This is a genomic window from Fodinicola feengrottensis (assembly GCF_010993775.1).
GTDB lineage: Bacteria > Actinomycetota > Actinomycetes > Mycobacteriales > HKI-0501 > Fodinicola > Fodinicola feengrottensis.
The window spans coordinates 246592-263195 of sequence record NZ_WOTO01000002.1 but is presented as its reverse complement, the minus strand read 5'-3'; the positions used below and the strand labels follow the sequence as shown (position 1 = coordinate 263195).

Annotated in this window: 21 protein-coding genes and 4 pseudogenes; 11 read left to right on the top strand and 14 right to left on the bottom strand. The window is 67.5% G+C overall.

Going from position 1 to position 16604, the window contains the following annotated elements; all coding sequences use genetic code 11:
• Nucleotides 1–43: 43 nt before the first annotated feature.
• From GNX96_RS62260 to GNX96_RS48275, 3 genes and pseudogenes are all read left to right on the top strand, one after another.
• Nucleotides 44–613: pseudogene (locus GNX96_RS62260) on the top strand (KUP/HAK/KT family potassium transporter); the annotation flags it as partial.
• Nucleotides 614–722: 109 nt separating this feature from the next.
• Nucleotides 723–848: pseudogene (locus GNX96_RS62255) on the top strand (KUP/HAK/KT family potassium transporter); the annotation flags it as partial.
• 178 nt (nt 849–1026) lie between these two features.
• Nucleotides 1027–1422 (top strand): KUP/HAK/KT family potassium transporter, encoded by a 396-nt coding sequence (locus tag GNX96_RS48275; RefSeq protein WP_279579177.1) that lies wholly within the window; start codon nt 1027–1029, stop codon nt 1420–1422.
• Here GNX96_RS48275 and GNX96_RS02820 read toward each other — a convergent pair.
• Nucleotides 1397–1999, bottom strand: a complete 603-nt coding sequence (locus GNX96_RS02820; protein ID WP_163566885.1) for a glycosyltransferase family A protein — start codon at nt 1997–1999, stop codon at nt 1397–1399. The two genes, GNX96_RS48275 and GNX96_RS02820, sit on opposite strands and share 26 nt — an antisense overlap.
• Nucleotides 2000–2120: 121 nt before the next feature.
• Between GNX96_RS02820 and GNX96_RS02815 the strand changes: the two are divergent.
• Nucleotides 2121–2865: pseudogene (locus tag GNX96_RS02815) on the top strand (response regulator transcription factor).
• A gap of 12 nt (nt 2866–2877) precedes the next feature.
• A complete protein-coding gene (locus GNX96_RS02810) occupies nt 2878–4293 on the top strand; it encodes a HAMP domain-containing sensor histidine kinase (RefSeq protein WP_163566884.1) in 1416 nt (471 codons plus the stop codon).
• A 7-nt stretch (nt 4294–4300) separates the two neighbouring features.
• On the opposite strand, the gene GNX96_RS02805 is transcribed toward GNX96_RS02810, so the two are convergent.
• Entirely contained in the window at nt 4301–4702 is a 402-nt protein-coding gene (locus GNX96_RS02805; protein ID WP_163566883.1) for a MerR family transcriptional regulator, read from the bottom strand.
• A gap of 28 nt (nt 4703–4730) precedes the next feature.
• On the opposite strand from GNX96_RS02805, the gene GNX96_RS02800 reads away from it, so the two are divergent.
• Nucleotides 4731–5438, top strand: a complete 708-nt coding sequence (locus tag GNX96_RS02800) for a methyltransferase domain-containing protein (RefSeq protein ID WP_279579176.1) — start codon at nt 4731–4733, stop codon at nt 5436–5438.
• Nucleotides 5439–5492: 54 nt separating this feature from the next.
• Here GNX96_RS02800 and GNX96_RS02795 read toward each other — a convergent pair whose 3' ends face one another.
• Nucleotides 5493–5951, bottom strand: a complete 459-nt coding sequence (locus GNX96_RS02795) for a bifunctional DNA primase/polymerase (protein WP_163566881.1) — start codon at nt 5949–5951, stop codon at nt 5493–5495.
• Nucleotides 5952–6140: 189 nt separating this feature from the next.
• Between GNX96_RS02795 and GNX96_RS48270 the strand changes: the two genes are divergently transcribed.
• A complete protein-coding gene (locus GNX96_RS48270) occupies nt 6141–6413 on the top strand; it encodes a class I SAM-dependent methyltransferase (protein WP_279579175.1) in 273 nt (90 codons plus the stop codon).
• A 166-nt stretch (nt 6414–6579) separates the two neighbouring features.
• Here GNX96_RS48270 and GNX96_RS48265 read toward each other — a convergent pair whose 3' ends face one another.
• Entirely contained in the window at nt 6580–6747 is a 168-nt protein-coding gene (locus GNX96_RS48265) for a hypothetical protein (RefSeq protein WP_279579174.1), read from the bottom strand.
• Complete coding sequence (locus GNX96_RS02785; protein WP_279579173.1) at nt 6744–8396, bottom strand: MFS transporter; 1653 nt, start codon at nt 8394–8396, stop codon at nt 6744–6746. Before GNX96_RS02785 ends, GNX96_RS48265 begins: the two co-directional genes overlap by 4 nt.
• Between GNX96_RS02785 and GNX96_RS62250 the strand changes: the two are divergent.
• Nucleotides 8389–9395: pseudogene (locus GNX96_RS62250) on the top strand (aldo/keto reductase). The gene GNX96_RS02785 and the pseudogene GNX96_RS62250 overlap by 8 nt on opposite strands.
• A gap of 10 nt (nt 9396–9405) precedes the next feature.
• On the opposite strand, the gene GNX96_RS48250 reads toward GNX96_RS62250, so the two are convergent.
• The 3 genes from GNX96_RS48250 to GNX96_RS02770 are packed head-to-tail and all read right to left on the bottom strand — an operon-like array spanning nt 9406 to nt 11280.
• Entirely contained in the window at nt 9406–10029 is a 624-nt protein-coding gene (locus tag GNX96_RS48250; RefSeq protein WP_279579170.1) for an MFS transporter, read from the bottom strand.
• A complete protein-coding gene (locus GNX96_RS48245) occupies nt 9933–10889 on the bottom strand; it encodes an MFS transporter (protein ID WP_279579169.1) in 957 nt (318 codons plus the stop codon). The genes GNX96_RS48250 and GNX96_RS48245 overlap by 97 nt, the downstream gene beginning before the upstream one ends.
• A gap of 37 nt (nt 10890–10926) precedes the next feature.
• Entirely contained in the window at nt 10927–11280 is a 354-nt protein-coding gene (locus GNX96_RS02770; protein ID WP_163566880.1) for an ArsR/SmtB family transcription factor, read from the bottom strand.
• 56 nt (nt 11281–11336) lie between these two features.
• Between GNX96_RS02770 and GNX96_RS02765 the strand changes: the two genes are divergently transcribed.
• Nucleotides 11337–12335: a cation diffusion facilitator family transporter gene (locus tag GNX96_RS02765; RefSeq protein ID WP_163566879.1), complete on the top strand. Its 999-nt coding sequence runs from the start codon at nt 11337–11339 to the stop codon at nt 12333–12335.
• Nucleotides 12336–12431: 96 nt separating this feature from the next.
• Nucleotides 12432–12629, top strand: coding sequence for a hypothetical protein (locus GNX96_RS02760; protein WP_163566878.1), 198 nt, complete (start codon nt 12432–12434; stop codon nt 12627–12629).
• A gap of 396 nt (nt 12630–13025) precedes the next feature.
• Here the strand turns inward: GNX96_RS02760 and GNX96_RS02755 are convergent, their stop codons facing one another.
• From GNX96_RS02755 to GNX96_RS48230, 6 genes are all read right to left on the bottom strand, one after another.
• Nucleotides 13026–13658: a DUF7873 family protein gene (locus GNX96_RS02755; protein ID WP_279579168.1), complete on the bottom strand. Its 633-nt coding sequence runs from the start codon at nt 13656–13658 to the stop codon at nt 13026–13028.
• 219 nt (nt 13659–13877) lie between these two features.
• Nucleotides 13878–14393: an RNA methyltransferase gene (locus GNX96_RS02750; RefSeq protein ID WP_163566877.1), complete on the bottom strand. Its 516-nt coding sequence runs from the start codon at nt 14391–14393 to the stop codon at nt 13878–13880.
• Nucleotides 14394–14604: 211 nt separating this feature from the next.
• Nucleotides 14605–14886, bottom strand: coding sequence for a hypothetical protein (locus GNX96_RS02745; RefSeq protein ID WP_163566876.1), 282 nt, complete (start codon nt 14884–14886; stop codon nt 14605–14607).
• 212 nt (nt 14887–15098) lie between these two features.
• Complete coding sequence (locus GNX96_RS48240) at nt 15099–15563, bottom strand: EamA family transporter (protein WP_279579167.1); 465 nt, start codon at nt 15561–15563, stop codon at nt 15099–15101.
• Complete coding sequence (locus GNX96_RS48235; protein WP_279579166.1) at nt 15556–15801, bottom strand: hypothetical protein; 246 nt, start codon at nt 15799–15801, stop codon at nt 15556–15558. The genes GNX96_RS48240 and GNX96_RS48235 overlap by 8 nt, the downstream gene beginning before the upstream one ends.
• Nucleotides 15795–16004, bottom strand: coding sequence for a hypothetical protein (locus tag GNX96_RS48230; RefSeq protein ID WP_279579165.1), 210 nt, complete (start codon nt 16002–16004; stop codon nt 15795–15797). Before GNX96_RS48230 ends, GNX96_RS48235 begins: the two co-directional genes overlap by 7 nt.
• Nucleotides 16005–16066: 62 nt before the next feature.
• Between GNX96_RS48230 and GNX96_RS02735 the strand changes: the two genes are divergently transcribed.
• Nucleotides 16067–16579: an Lrp/AsnC family transcriptional regulator gene (locus GNX96_RS02735; RefSeq protein WP_163566875.1), complete on the top strand. Its 513-nt coding sequence runs from the start codon at nt 16067–16069 to the stop codon at nt 16577–16579.
• Nucleotides 16580–16604: the final 25 nt, after the last annotated feature.

The window sequence follows — 16604 nt, the reverse complement described above, 5'->3', positions numbered from 1 at the left end:
GCGCTGGGGCACGCATCGGGTCGGGCGGCTGTTCGGGCCGGTCATGGTGCTCTGGTTCGTGGTGCTCGCGGTGCTCGGCGTGCCGCAGATCGTCGCGCACCCGGACATCCTGCGTGGCCTGTCCCCCACGTACATCGTCACCTTCATCTTCGACCATCCGTATATCGCCTTTATCGCGATGGGCGCTGTGGTGCTGGCGATCACCGGCGCCGAGGCGCTCTACGCGGACATGGGCCATTTCGGCCGGCCGCCGATCCGACGGGCCTGGTTCGCGGTCGTTTTCCCAGCGCTCACGGTGAACTATCTCGGCCAGGGCGCGCTCATCCTGCACCAGCCGTCGGCGGTCTCGGACCCGTTCTACCTGCTGGTGCCGACCTGGGCGCAGATTCCGATGGTGGCGCTGGCGACCATCGCCACCGTGATCGCCTCACAAGCTGTCATCTCCGGTGCGTTCTCGGTGTCCCGGCAGGCCGTGCGGCTCGGCTTCCTGCCTCAGTTGACCGTCAAGCACACCTCGCACAGCGAAAGCGGCCAGATTTACGTGCCAGCGGTGAACTGGCTGCTCTTCGGCGGAGTTCTGGTGCTGATGCTGGCCTTCCGGTCATCGGACAAGCTGGCCACCGCGTACGGCGTGGCCGTCACCGGCACGCTGCTCATCACGACCACGCTTTTTCCTGGTCGTCGCGGGCGCGATCTGGAAGTGGGCCCGCTGGAAGGTCATCGTGGCCGGCGTCGTCTTCGGCGGCGTCGAAATCACGTACTTCGCCGCCAACCTCACCAAAATCGCGCACGGCGGTTGGCTGCCGGTGCTGGTCGCGATCCTGATCGTCACGGTGATGACCACCTGGCAGCGCGGTCGCCGGATCGTCACCACCCGACGTACCGACCTGGAAGGCTCGCTGCCAGATTTTGTCGACGCCATCCGGGAGAAGTCGCTGCTCCGAGTGCCCGGTACGGCGGTCTTCCCGCATCCCACCAGCCTCACCACACCGCTGGCGCTGCGCGCGAAACGTCGAGTTCAACCACGTGCTCCACCAGCACGTGGTGATCGTGTCCGTCGAGACCGAGAACGTGCCGCACGTGCCGGCCGATCAGCGCCTGCGGGTCGACAACCTCGGCTACGTCGACGACGGCATCGTCCATCTCACCGCCCGCTTCGGCTTCCAGGACGACCAGGACATTCCGGCGACGCTACGCAGCGCGAAGGCCCTCAGCGAGACCCAGTCCGAACTCGACATCGACCCGGAGACCGCGTCCTATTTCCTGTCCCGGATCACCATCGAGCTCAGTCATCAACCCGGCATGCACAGCTGGCGCAAACGGCTCTTTATCGGACTGGCCAACAACGCGGCCAGCCCGGCCATCTATTTCCGCCTACCCCACGAACGTACGGTCGTCATGGGCTCCCACGTCGACCTTTAGCTGGGCCGCCCCAGCAACAGCAGGCGGGCCAGCAGGTCGGACCGCCGGGAGGCCTTTCGAACCCGCAGGCCATGCCGGCTCGCGGCGGCCAGCAGCGCTGCCTCAAAAAGCGTCGGACATGCCCGCTCATGTCGGAGAGCAGGGCCTGAGCAATGACCGTACGCACCGCCAGATAGCCGGCCCCGACGCTCACGTCGATCTTGCCGGCGACCAGGTCGGCGAGGCCCGGCAACACGTCCGTACGGCCGAGCAGCGAGAGCGTGTGCAGGTCAGCCACCACGTCCGCGTCGCTGGCCTCCCACACCTGCCGGACCGCCTCGACGCGGCCACGGTGATGGGTCTGCTGCGCGTACACGTCCGGCAGCTCGGCGGCCAGCCGGCGGGCCACCAGCCAGCTGCCGTCGGTGCTGCCGGCATCCGCGATGACCAACCGGAAGGGCGCCCTGCCGGCGGCCAGCGCCGCGTAAAGGACGTTCACGTCGGCGGCGAACTCAGGGCCGCGGTTCCGCACCGGGAGGACGATTTCGATGACGGGCGCGGCGGCTTCGTCGTCCGTCGGCTCCGCCGTGCTGCTCATGGTTACGACGATCCGAGGGACCGCTGAGCCACCACTCAAGGAGGGGTGAGAATTCGCTAAGAGATGTCGCCGGGGACCCCTCTTGTAGGCGATAACGGGCGGTAGTGCCTACTGTCGTCTCATGCAACCGAACGCCGAGCCGAGCGGACCGCGGCACGTGCTGGTCGTCGACGACGAACCAGCCGTCCGAGAGTCGCTGGCGCGCAGCCTGACTTTCGAGGGCTACCAGGTCAGCCTGGCCGCCGATGGTATTGAGGCGATGGAGCGGATCGCCGCCGAGCGCCCGGACGTGGTCGTCCTGGACGTACTGATGCCTCGCCGCGACGGCTTGACCACCTGCCGCCGGCTGCGCGCCGAGGGTGACATGCTGCCGGTTCTCATGCTGACCGCACGGGACACTGTCGGGGACCGGGTCACCGGGCTGGATGTGGGCGCCGACGACTACCTGGTCAAGCCATTCGACCTGGAGGAGTTGCTGGCCCGGCTGCGCGCCCTGCTGCGCCGCAGCGCCCTCTCCTCGACCCAGCCGCCAACCGACTCGCCCGACGGCGACCCGGCCGCCACCCTGCACTTCGACGACCTGACGATGAACACCACCACCCGCGAGGTCCGCCGCGGCGACGACCGGGTGGAGCTGACTCGTACGGAGTACGCGCTGCTGGAGCTCTTCCCTGGCGCACCCGCGCCAGGTGCTGACCAGGGCACAGATCCTGAAGGCGGTCTGGGGGTTCGACTTCGAGCCGGCGTCCAACTCACTCGATGTCTACATGATGTATTTGCGCAGGAAGACCGAACCGGCTGGCTCTACCCGGCTGCTGCACACACACGTGCGCGGAGTCGGGTACGTCCTCCGGCAGGCCGGCTAGACCGGCGCCGCCATGCGCCACCTCACCCTGCGCGGCCGGCTCGCGCTGATGTCCGCGGTCGCCGTCGCGATCGCGATCGTGCTGGCCGCGACCTCGGCCTGGCTGATCACCCGATCGCAGCTGACTCAACAGCTCAACGCCAACCTGCAGGCGGCCGCGATCGGAGCCATCCAGAAGAACGACCCGACGACGGTGTGTCGGCTCGACGCCAGCCTGCTGCCCGACCGATATTCGGTCCACTTCCAGGTGATCAGCGAGGACGGCGCGCAGCTGTGCGGGCAGACCGGCGACTCGCCGCGCCTCCAGGAGTCCGATGCCGCTGTCGCTTCGGCCGACTCGCTCACGAGCACCACACACGATGCCGTCACCTACTACGGCACCAAGGTCCAGGTCTACGCGCTCACGTACTACCCCAAGTTTCCGCATCTCGCGGTCGTCGTGTCCGAACCGCTGGCGGTCGTCGACGATCCGATGCGGTCCTTGGGGCTCCTCTACCTCGGCATCGCGGCTTTGGGCGTACTGCTGGCGGCCAGCGCTGGGCTGGTGATCGCGAGGACCGGCCTCGCCCCGGTCGACCGGCTCACCCAGGCCGCCGAGCACATCTCGCGTACCGAGGACCTATCCATCACGCTGCCGATCCAGGGCAATGACGAGATCGCCCGGCTCGGTCAGGCTTTCAACACGATGACGCACGCGCTCGCCGAGTCACGAGAACGACAACGCCGGCTCATCGAGGATGCCGGGCACGAGCTGCGTACGCCATTGACGAGCATGCGTACGAACGTGGACCTACTGCGCCGCAGCGCGGCCACCGGCCGGCCACTGCCCGACGGGGAGGCGCCGCGCATGCTGACCAGCATCGACGCCCAGTTGCGGGAGCTGTCGGACCTGGTCATCGACCTGCTGGCGCTGGCCAGGGGCGTTCAACCGGCGGCCGACGGGGTGGCCCGCCAGGTCGCCCTGCACAGGATCGTCGAGCGCGCACTCAACCGGGCCCGGCTGCGCGGCCCGGACCATCGGATCGAGGCCGAGCTGCAGCCGTGGTTCGTCCGAGGTGACCCGACCGGTCTGGAACGGGCGGTGCTGAACATCCTCGACAACGCGATCAAGTTCAGTCCGCCGAACGGTTCCGTCGAGGTCACGCTGAGCGAGGGACGTCTGGTCGTACGCGACCACGGCCCGGGCATCTCGAAAGCTGACGCCGCCGAGGTCTTCGAGCGGTTCTGGCGCTCCCCCACCGCCCGCGCGCTGCCCGGCTCGGGCCTCGGCCTCGCGATCGTCGCCCAGGTCATGCGCGATGTCGGCGGCCGGGTCACGCTGGCCAGCGCGCCGACTGGCGGCGCAGTCGCGACCTGTGTCTTCCCGGGCAGCCCCACCGAGCCGGCACCTGAGCAAACCCCCACGCCGATAGCAGCCGGCCCCCAGTAGCGCCGCATCAGGCGGGTGGGACGAGGGCCATGATGCGGGCGCGGAAGACTCCGCATTCCCACACGTCGGGGGCCTTGCAGTCCAGGGCATGATCGATCATCGACTTGGCGCTCTGCAGGCGATCGATCCGCTGTTGGAGGTCGTCCCGATGGCGGCGAAGGACCTTGCGGCGGGCGGCACCGTCGGGGGCTTGTACGGTCTCCCGGATGTCCTCCAGGCTGAGCCCTGCTTCTTTGCCACGCAAGATCATCGCGACCTGTACGACGTCCGGGAAGTCGTAGCGGCGACGGCCGTTGGGCAGCCGCCGGGGCGTGATGAGCCCTTCGGACTCCCAGTGCCGGAGCACGTGCGTCGCGAGGCCGAAGCGGCCCGCGAGTTCGCCGATGGTGAGATCGTCGCTTGACTTCATGTCAACATGAAATTGCACGCTGGGCCTCATGGTCAACGACATGCTTACTGCCCTCGACAAAACCGAGCTGACACCGTCAGCCATCAAGCTGCGCCATCGCTCGTACGAGCTGCTGCGTCTCACCAGCGCGAGCAAGGTCGCTGACGTCGGCTGCGGCTCGGGCCGGGCTACCTCGGAGCTGGCGGGGCAGGCCCGAAAAGTCACCGGCGTCGACCCGGATCCGCAGCTGCTGGAGGTCGCCCACGACCGTTATCCGGAGGTCACCTTCGTACGAGCAACCGCCGAATCACTGCCCTTCGATGACGCCGAACTGGACGCCTACCGAGCCGACAAAGTCCTCCACGTGCTCAAGAATCCGGCGGACGCGATCACCGAGGCGAGCCGCGTAATAAAGCCGACAGGCCGGATCGTCCTGATCGGCCAGGACTGGGACACGATCGCGGTGGCGGCGAACGACCGGGCGCTGACCCGCGACCTCATCCGCGGCTTCGCCGATACGATCCCGAGTCCGTCAGCCGCCGCCAACTTCCGCGCGTTGCTGGCCGATGCCGGATTTGCGGACATCGAGCTGGAAGTCTCGCCCATGCTCTTCACCGATGGCGAGGTCATCGGCCCGCTGCTTCGACGGGCAGCCCAGAACAACGACGACTGGCTGGCCGAACAGCACGAAAGAGCCCGAACCGGTCGTATGACCGTGTGCGCCACGATCTACCTCGCGGCGGCCACCAGACGCTAAATGGCCTCTTGGTAGGCGCCCTCGGTGGCCATCCGGTTGGCGGCGAGCAGCGCCTCAAGCACGGTCGTCATCGCAGGCAGGCAGTGGTGCCGCAGCTCCCAGTGCCACACCCAGTGCCCAGCGCCCGGCGACGGCGGCGCCTTCACCACGCCACCGGAGCCGCGGTGCAGGATGTCCAGCTCGGGATCCCAGATCGGCTCCCGGCCGCTCTCCAGCGGAGCAGTGAAGAACAGCGCGGTCCGGCGTACGCACCGCCGCCGGATACGGCCGCGGACCGCACTCCAGGATTCGCATCGCGTGTGCGCCGAGCACGGTGGACACGTCGAGTACGTCGAAGCCGCGGCCAGTCGGCAGGCACACGGCCTCCTTGCATGCCGTACGCGGCCACCAGGCGATGATCTGGTCAGGGTCGACACTCGCCTGGGAGAGGTCGACCACCGACTCGGGCAGAACGGCCCAGCCGCTGCGGGCATATCGCAGCGCGGCGGAGCGAAGTCGAGAACGGAACAACATCGCGCGTGCCTTCCGTACTGAAGAGTGCGACCACCATGACAGACCCGATTCTGACCGATCTCATCGGGAGGGGTCCGACACGCCGCGAGTACGTCCTGGTGAGCGTGCTGTGACGCACCGAAAGGGCCCACGTGCTCGCGGGCGGAATTGAGTTTCCGCTCATCAGCCTTTCTTCGTACGATCGCGCCCATGCGTAAAGACGGTTGGACCTGGGACGAGACACTCTACGAAGGCAGCGCGACCTATTACGCCCAGGGCAGGATGCCCTATCCGCCCGCGATCGCCGACACCTTGCGCACGCAACTTCAGCTGGACAGCACCGGCCGACTGCTCGATGTGGGCTGCGGACCTGGGTCCCTGACTATGCTGCTGGCGCCGCTTTTCGCCGAAACCATCGGCATTGACGCCGACGAGGGCATGATCGCCGAGGCGAAGCGACGGGATGAGCGCGCGGCAGGGTGAGCTGGCATCGGCTTCGTGCCGAGGAAATCCCGGCTGACTGGGAGCCTTTCCAGCTGATCACCTTCGCGCAGTCGCTGCACTGGCTGGATCAGCCGAGCGTACTTCCGGTCGTACACTCACTCATCGCCCCGGGCGGTGTTTGTGTGCACGTACAAGCGACCACTCATCAAGGTACGGCCGACGCCGGCCCAACTGCGTATCCGACACCGCCACACGACGCGATCGCCGCGCTGATCGTCGATTTTTTGGGGCCCGTACGCAGAGCTGGCCGCGGCACCCTGCCAGCTGGTACGCCCGGCACCGAGGTCGACGAGCTGCGCGCGGCCGGATTCACCGGGCCAACCCGGATCCAGGTCGATTATGACGACGTTCTGACGCGTACCGAGGACGAGGTCGTCGCCAGCGTGCTGTCACTGTCGTACTCGACTCCGCATCTTTTTGGTCAGCGGCTGCCGGAATTCGACCGCGAGCTGCGCGAACTGCTTCGCGGTACGTCCTCCTCTGGGGGCTTTTCAGCGAACGGCTCCGCCCCATGGCGTTGGACTTCTGGCGTCCCTGAATCATCATCAGCGTGATCACGACCAGGACCAGCGCGAGCTGGATGACTGCCGCATAACGCATGCCGCCAGCCAGGCTCGACTGGGCGGCCGCGGCGAAGAAAACCGTACCCACCACGGCTACCCCGGCGGAGCTGGCGAACTGCTGGGTGGTGGTGAGAATGCCCGCGCCGGCACCGGCGTTCCGCGGCTCGACCTCGACGAGCGTCGCGCCGATGAGGCGCGGCGCGGTCAATCCGTTGCCAACGCCGGCAATCGCCAGCATGACGACGAACCAGCCCAGCCGTACGTGCGTGGATCCCAGCAGGAAGAACAAAAAGACCAGGCTTGCCGCCACCAGCGTGCCGCCGGCGACGACCGTTTGCCGACCGTACCGAGGCGGGATGCGGGAGCCCAGCACGGATGCCACCGAATACGTGATGCCCATCGGAGCGAAAGCCAGGCCAGCTTGGAAGGCCGTCAGGCCAATACCGCTTTGCAGCACCAGGGTCAGGGTGAACATGAAGCTGCCGAAATAGAGCATGAACGCGCCACTGCTGCCCACCCCGGCGACGAAGGATCGCAGCCGGAAAAGGCCCAGCTCCAGTACGGGCTGACCACCACTTGCGGCCAACTTTCGCTGCCACCACAGGGTTCCAGCGGCCGCGGGGACGGCCAGCGCGAAGCAGATCCACACCCACGCCGGCCAGCCCTGATCGCGGCCGAGCGCGAGCGGGATCAACGCGAGACCCAGCGCGGCCGCGATTCCGGTCGCGCCGAGCAGATCCAGCCGCACCCGCCGGGCGGCCTCCCGACGCGGCAGCACCCGCCATGCGAAGGCCAGCGCGATGATCCCGACCGGCACGTTGACCAGGAAGATCGTCCGCCAGCCGAGGCCCAGAACGTTGGCGTCCAGCAGAAAGCCACCCAGCACTTGGCCGGCGATCGATCCCAACCCGCCCGCCGTGCCGTACCAGCCGATCGCCCAACCACGCAGCCGCACCGGGAAGTCGGCGGTGATGAGTGCGAGCACCTGCGGGACCATCAGCGCGCCGGTCAGGCCCTGCGCAAGCCGCCCGAGCACCAGCTGGGTGGGATCCTGCGCCAGCCCGCACAGCAGCGATGCGACCGTGAAAGCCACCATCCCGGCCAGAAACAGCCGGCGGTGACCGAAAAGATCGCCGAGGCGGCCGCCGGTGATCATGCCTGCCGCGTACGTGAACGCGTACCCGCCGACGATCAGCTCCAGTGCCGCCGGACCGGCATGCAGCTCACGTTCGAACGACGGCGCGGCCACATTCACCACGAAGAAATCGAACTGTGCCATGAACCACGCGGACAACAGAACGACCAGCACGAGGCGGTATTTTCGGGAGTCGGACGGCTGGGACACGTTCCGATGGTAGGGAGTCGTGCCGGTCGTACGACCATTTGCGACGATGGTCACAGGTGTTGATTCAACAGGAGGCTCGCGCATGAAGTACGTGAAACTCGGCTCGACCGGACTCGACGTTTCGGCCATCTGCCTGGGCACCATGAGTTTCGGTGGCGGCGGCAACCACACCTGGGGTTACGACGAGGAGGCCAGCCGCCCCTTTCTCAAGCAGGCGGTCGAGGCCGGCATCAATTTCTTCGACACCGCCAACATCTATTCGGTCGGCAAGAGCGAGGAGATTGTGGGGCGGGCGCTCAAAGACTTCGCCAAGCGCGACGAAATCGTGCTGGCCACCAAGCTGCACGGCCGGATGCGACCAGGACCCAACGGCGGCGGGCTTTCCCGTAAAGCGATCATGACCGAGATCGACCGCAGCCTCGTCCGACTCGAGACCGACTACGTCGACCTCTACCAGATTCACCGCTGGGACTACGAAACTCCCATCGAAGAGACCCTCGAGGCGCTGCACGACGTGGTGAAGGCCGGCAAGGCGCGGTATATCGGGGCGTCCTCAATGTACGCGTGGCAGTTCTCGAAAGCTCTTTATCTGGCGGAAAAAAACACGGCTGGACGCGGTTCGTCACCATGCAGAACCACTACAACCTGATCTACCGCGAGGAGGAGCGGGAAATGTTGCCGCTGTGCGCCGACCAGGGCATCGGGGTCATCCCGTGGAGCCCGCTCGCCCGCGGCCGGCTCACCCGCGACTGGGACACCGCCACCGCACGCAGCGACACCGACGAGTTCGGCAAGCTGCTCTACGTGGATTCCGACCGTACGGTGGTGGAACGGGTCGGCGAGGTGGCCGCCGAGCGTGGAGTGCCCCGGGCGCAGGTCGCGCTGGCGTGGTTCGGCGGCAAACCCGGGGGGGTGGCGGCGCCCATCATCGGGGCCACCAAACCGGAGCACATTGACGACGCGATCGCTTCGCTCGACCTCGAGCTGACTCCCGCCGAGGTCGCCCGCCTGGAGGAGCCGTACGCGCCGCACGTCACGGTTGGCTTCCGGTAACCCGTCCCGCTCAGCCGCGGTGTACGTCGGAGGCCACCGCGGTCTCGGCCACCGCACGCTCGCCCGCGCTCACCCGAGTGCGCCGGGACCACACCTCCCACAGCCCGATGGCCAGCGCCACCACCGTCACGGCGACGGCGCCGTACATCGCTAACGAGACGCCTCGCTCGTACGCGTTCGAGGAGCCGACGCCGGCCCGGAAGATCGACGCGAGGACGGCCGTGCCGATAGCCGTCCCGATCCGCTGGCCGGTCTGCAAGGCACCACCAGCGACGCCGGCCATCCGGGTGGGCACACATTCCAGCGTCAACGTGGTGTTCGGCGAAATGACGGCACCGCCGCCAATGCCGGCCAGCAGCAACGGCAACGCGACCGCGAAGCCGGCGGTTGATCGGGACGACAGCGGCACCAGGACCGCGACCAGGGTGAGGCCGACGATGACCAGGCTGAGGCCGGTCACCGTCACCCACCTCCCCCAGCGCGACACCAGCCGGCCGGCGACCACCGAGGTGACCGCCGATCCCAACGCGAACGACGTCACCGCGAGGCCGGACTGCAACGGCGTGTATCCGAGGCCGTCCTGGAAAAACAGCGCCAGTACGAGCCAGATGCCGGCGAAGCCGGAGAAATACACCGCACCGAGCGCGGCCCCGGACGAATATCCGGGTGTCTCGGTGAAAAGCCGAATGTCCAGCAGTGAGGCGCGTTGGCGACGAACCGTACGCACCTCCCAGCGAAGGAACCCGAACCCGACCAGAACGCCGACCGACCGAACAGCCACCAGAACTTCGTCAGCCCGCCGTTTTCCGATTGTACGAGCGGGAAAAGCAGACACACCACGGCGAGCCCGAGCAGGATCGCGCCGACGAAGTCGATGTCCGCGCGGGTGCCGGGTTTTCGTTGCCAGCGTGGCAACAGACGGGCGGCCAGGATCAGCGCGAGCACGCCGATCGGTACGTTGACGTAGAAAACCCACCGCCACCCGTGCTCCGGCCCGAAGGCCGCGAGGATCAGCCCGCCGACCACCGGGCCGACCGCGGTGGAAAGCCCAACGGTGGCGCCGAACATGCCGAAAGCCCGGCCTCTTTCGGCGCCACGGAACAGGTCCTGGATCAGTCCGGAGTTCTGTGGGGTCAGCAGGCCGGCGGCCAGGCCCTGCAGTAGCCGGGCGGCCACCAGCCAGAAGGCGCTGGTCGCCGCGCCGGCCAGCGCACTGGTGAGGATGAAGGCGGTCAGCGCGATCAGGAACATCCGCCGCCGCCCCAGCGCGTCTCCCAGCCGCCCGCCAGCCACCAGCGCGAGGCCGAAGGCCAGCGCATAACCCGAAATCACCCACTGCACATCGCTCAGGGAGGCGTTCAGGGCGTGCTGGATCGACGGGAAGGCGACATTCACGATGCTGACGTCGAGCAGACCCATGAAGCCGGCGACCAGCGTGACCGCGAGCGCCTTCCACCGTCTGGGGTCGGCCCCGGGAGGCGGATCTTCAGTCACCGCCCCATCGTTGTCCTTCCGACGCCATTTGGCGAAATCAGTCGTGATCTGGCAACCCGCGTAGATCGTGGTCGACCGCCTCGACGACCTCACTGACCAGCCTTCGTACGTGCCCGCCGCGGGCCTTGTAGAGCGCCCGCCGCCCGTCCCGGCGGGTGCGTACCAGCCCGGCCAGCAGCAGTTTCGCCAGGTGCTGCGACACCGCCGGCCGGGCCGCGCCGGTCGCCTCCGCGAGGGTTGTCACGTCCAGCTCCTGGTCACGCAGCAGCCAGGCGATCCGCAGCCGGGTGGGGTCGGCGAGCATCCGCAGCGCGGTAGCGGCGGCGTCCACCTGCTCTTCCGTCGGCAGTTGCAGGTCAGCGGCAGCTGCCACATTGTCGCGTGCGTACATGAGCACATATCATCGTCGCGTACGAGTGGTCCTGTCCAGCCAGAGAGGAGTCCGGGATGCACACACACGGACATGGACATAGCCACGGGCACGGCAAGCGTGGCTGGCGGGGGTTGCTGACCCCTCATTCGCACGACTCCGCGGACAAGGTGGACCGCGCGATGGAGTCCAGCCGGGACGGCATGCGAGCGCTGTGGATCTCTCTTGTCGGGCTCGGGCTGACCGCGCTCTTCCAGGCCGTCGTGGTGGTTTTCTCCGGTTCGGTGGCGTTGTTGGGCGACACGCTGCACAACGTCGCTGACGCGCTGACCGCAATCCCGCTGGCACTCGCTTTCCTGGTCGGCCGGCGGGCCGCGAACCGCCGCTACACGTACGGGTACGGGCGGGCCGAGGAGGATCTCGCCGGGATCGCGATCGTGCTGGTCATCGCCGCTTCCTCAGCACTGGCCGGGTACGAGGCGGTGGACCGGCTGCTCCATCCACGGCCGGTGCACAACCTGTTCGCCGTCGCGATCGCCGCCGTGGTCGGCTTTGCCGGCAACGAGCTGGTCGCCCGCTATCGGATCACCGTCGGGCGCCGGATCGGGTCCGCGGCACTGGTCGCCGACGGGCTGCACGCTCGTACGGACGGGTTCACGTCGCTGGCCGTGCTGTTCGGCGCCGGCGGAGTGGCGCTCGGCTGGTCGTGGGCCGACCCGGTGGTGGGGCTCGTCATCACCGGCGCGATCGTGCTGGTGTTGCGCGATGCGGCTCGGGAGATCTACCGCCGGTTGATGGACGCGGTTGACCCAGCGCTGGTCAGCCAGGCCGAGCAGACGCTGCTTGAGACACCTGGGATAGTCGCGGTAGGGGCTTTGCGGTTGCGCTGGATCGGCCACCGGCTGCACGCCGAAACCGATGTCGTGCTGGCCGCCGACCTGACGTTGGTGGCCGCGCACGCGATCGCCGTCGACGCGGAGCACCGGCTGCTGCACGCGGCCCCCCGGCTGGCCGGCGCGACCGTACACACCGATCCGGCCACCGCCGACCACTCGGCGCTCGCGCACCACCACTGAACGCACCACCGCTGAACGCAGCATCACTGAACCAAAAGCCGCCGGCTGTCGTACCTTCTGAACAGGACGATCCCTGCTCTGGAAGGAAACGCCGCCATGAGGAACACCGTGCTCGTGATCGTCGGCATCCTGCTGACCTTCTTCGGAGCTGTCTTCGCCCTTCAGGGGGTGGGCATCCTGCCCGGCAGCGCCATGACCGGCGTGATGCTGTGGGCGATCCTCGGCCCGATCATCGCCATCGTCGGCCTGGTGTGCATCGGCCTCGCCGTCGCGGGCTTTCGCCGCCGCTCCTGAAACGCAGGGAGGCCCGGGGGGTTTGCCCGCCCCCGGGCCTGGAAATGCCGTCCAATTCCTTGCACCGACACATTTAAGAACGGGAATCACTCTGAGTGCATCGCGCTTTTCGATTAAGCTACGGGCGCATGTTTTGGGGCACCCGACCGGGTTTGAACCAGTATCTCGACGCGGTCGTTCCCTTTCCGTTGATCCGGTGCTCGACGGCGAATGCTGAAGCTGGAGCGAGAGTCTGACCTTGGTTGCGGCCCGGCGGTTGCCTCTGCCTTGTTGGGCTATCCCGCCAGGAGTGGCGGGAGAGGGAATCGAACCCCCACTGTCACCGTCTTGCCTGTCACACTGACCTTCAGTTTCAGTTTGCGCTCCTGCGCACCGAAATCATAGCAGATGGAAAATTCAGGCGAAGAGATAGCCGAAGATCCGGTCGCCGGTCTTCACGTCGGCGATCTCCGCGTTATTGGCTTCCTCGCGGGCAAATTTGACCGCTTGCTGGAGTTTTTCCACCCGATCCAGCAACTCGTTCACCCGCTTGGCCGGCAACGCGCCGGAGAACTTGACCGTACGCCAGGTGCCGACCGTGATGTCCTCGTAGTAGACCTCCACCTGCGCCGGGTGCTTCTCGGTCGCCTCGGCCTTCACGTGGTTACGCGGGATCTTCTTCGTCCGCAACGTCTGCGCCGGCTCGGTCGCCCAGCAGTCCGCGGACGCGTCGTACTCCCACGTGTCCGCGGCGTCCAGGGTCGGCAGCTTACGCACGAAGGTGTGCAGGTCGGTGAGCTGTTTTTCGAGGAACAGCAGGTAAGTGACCGGCACGCCGGAGACCAGGGTGGTGCCGTCGACCACCAGGTCGGCCTTGGCCGAGCAGTTCGCCCAGTCCTTGGTGGCCGTCACGTCGAAGAGCTTGGTGAGGATCGCCGCGGTCTGCCGGATCACCTCGTCCGACTTCACCTGGACCTTGGTCGCCTCCGGCGGCAACTGCTCGCCTTCCTCGTCCTTGGCCCGATAGGTCCGGGAGATGCCGGACAGCAACGCGGATTTCGCAATGCCTGGTGGGCGTCGGTCAGCTCCGAGAACGACCGGGATTTCACGCCCTTCTCCACTGCGACGATCTGGTTGAGCCGCGTTGCCGCCATCTGCTGTCTTCTCTCCTATGAAATCTCGTCAGCTTTCCGCTTCCGGGCACTGTAGTCGGTGGCCGCCATCGGGCGCCTTCGATTTCTCCTGCCGTTGGGGCACAATTATTCGCTGTCAGAGCATCCCGGCGAGTTTGTAGAGAACAAGGGATCCGGCGACCGCGACATTCAGGCTGATCCCGCTGCCGATCATCGGGATCTCCACGGCCACGTCCACCAGGTCCAGGACGTCCTCCGGGATCCCGTACGTCTCGTGGCCGAGCAACGCGATGCTGCGGCCGCCGGCGGCCGGCAGATCGCCTAACCGGATCGCCTCGTCCGCCAACTCCACCGCGAAGATCCGCGTACCGACAGCGCGTTCGCGCAGCAGCCAGCCGCGCGGATCGTTGACCCAGTGCACACAACTCGGCCGCCGCAACGTGTTGCCGCGGTCCAGCGCCTCGGGCACCCACTTGTGTTTCGGCACCGCCATGCAGGCGCCAACGGCGTCACACGTACGGAGCAGAGTGCCCAGATTGACGCCGTGTTTGGGCCACAGCGGCGCCACGATCAAATGGCCCCAGCAGCCGTGTGCGCGGCGGCGCCGCTGCCGGGAAACTTCCTGGCGGGTGCTCACCCGCGGCGCGCTCACCGGCGCGGGGCCAGCCGGCCCTTTCCTACCCAAAGTGACATTTTTCCGCACCACTGCTCGGCGGGTGCTGACCGTCTCGACGACTTGACAGAACTTAATCCTACGCCAGTACGTTTAGAAGATCGTACTCAGGGAATTCTTAGCGCCAAGGTGGAGGATGGAACCCGGGACAGCCGTTGGCCGCCCCGGGTTCCAGCAGAGGGAGACCAACTCATGCTTTCGTCCGTAATTGCGCGAGGACCGTGGGGTCCTGGTGGCGGCGGCCGCGGGGGGGTTCGGACCGCTGTCCTTGCTCGGCCCGGCGATCGCCCTGACGCTGCTTATCCTGATCGCGGCTTTCGTCGTTCTCGCGTTCTTCGCGGCGCGTCGGCGTGGCTCGTGGGGACGCGCGCAGATGATGGCCCGGGCTGGGATGGGCCGGCCCAGCTCCGCCGAGACGATCCTGGCCGAGCGGTTCGCCCGCGGCGAGATCGACGAGCAGCAGTACGTGCATCGCCGCTCGGTCCTGCGTGGCGAAACCGCCGCCGCACCACCAGCCGCCGCTCCCCCCCGCCGCCGCCGGCGCCAGAACCCACCAACCTGGACAAAACAGAAAGGATTCCGCCCGCGGAGTCCTGACCCCCAGACGGCTTTCGCGGGCCGCGCGCCCCCCGTCGCCCGGCCCGCGAAAGCCCCTCTTCCTCCTGAGGGGCCGCCACGACCCGCCTATCGGCCTCTCCCGCCGGCAGCGGGTCGTTGCGGTGTCCGGTCGGAGTGCACGGCCACCCCGACGATCACCAACAGGATCCCGGCCACCTCGGTCAGTGTTGGCACCTGGCGCAGCACGACGATGCCGATCACCGTGGCCGTCGCCGGTAGCAAAGCCAGCAGCAGCGCGAAAGTCGACCGCGGCAGCCGGGCCATCGCGAGCTGGTCACACACGTACGGCACCACCGACGAACAGATGCCGACGCCGATCCCGGCGGCCAGCAGCAGCGGCTGGGTGAACGTACGAGCCGCCTCGACGAACCCGACCGGACTCACCACCACCAACGCGACCAGCATCGACGCACCCAACCGGTCGATGCCCTCGGCGCCGCCGTCGCCGGCGATCCGGTGCCCAAGCACCACGTAGAGCACGAAGCCAGCGCAGTTCACGAAAGCGAAGACGAACCCCAGCGGCTCACCCACCAGGCGCACTTCGGTCAGCAACGCCACCCCGCCCATCGCGAACAGGAGCGCGGCGAGGTTTTCGCCAGGTGCGTACGCCCACCGCAGCCAGTAGCACTGGCCCGAGGAACTCGATCGCGCCAACCGTGCTCAACGGCAGCCGGTCGATCGCGAGGTAGAAAACCACGTTCATCAGACCCAGGACCGCGCCAAGGGCCAGCAACAGCAGCCGTTGCTGGCCGCGGGCCCGGATCAACACCAACCACGGGCGGCGCCAGATCGCGAAAACCGCCGCCGCCGCGGCGATCCGCAGCCAGCCACGACACCGAGCACACCGACCCGCGCGAACAACAGAACCGCGAACGACGGGCCAAGATAGTGGAAGACCGCGCTGGTCACGAAGTAGGCGTGCGGAGGCACTCTCTGGGCGAGTCGTGCGGGTTTGCCGGCAGTGGGCGTCACCGGTCTATTGTCGAAGGCGTAACGTCCCAGCTGAAGGGCTTTTTCGAGGTCAGGAGACTGTGATGCCTTCAGAAAGGGCAGCCCGGCCGGCCACTGGCGTTCCGAACGGTAAGCAGCTGCTGGACGAGGTCAACGTCCGGCTGCTGACCGAACTTCAGGCCGACCCGCGGCAGAGCATGTCCGAGCTGGCCCGCCGGGTGGGGATGTCCGCGCCGGCGGTGACCGAGCGGGTCGGCCGGCTGGAGGCGGCCGGCGTCATTCGTGGTTACCGGGTGGACATCGACCCGGCCGCGATCGGCCTGCCGGTGTCCGCGTGGGTGCGCGTACGCCCCGGGCCTGGGCCCGGCCAGCTGGGCCGGATCGCCGACATGGCCGCTCGTACCCCGCAGATCACCGAGTGCTATCGGATCACCGGTGAGGACTGCTTCCTGCTGCGCGTCTACGTGCCAGCCGTCGAGGATCTGGAGAACGTCCTGGACCGCATCCTGCCGTACGGCACCACCACCTCCGCCGTGCTGGTCTCCACCCCTGTGCCAGTCCGCCCGCTGCCGCTCCCGGACGTGCGGAACCTCTGACCGTTGAGGGCAAGACGACTTTGTC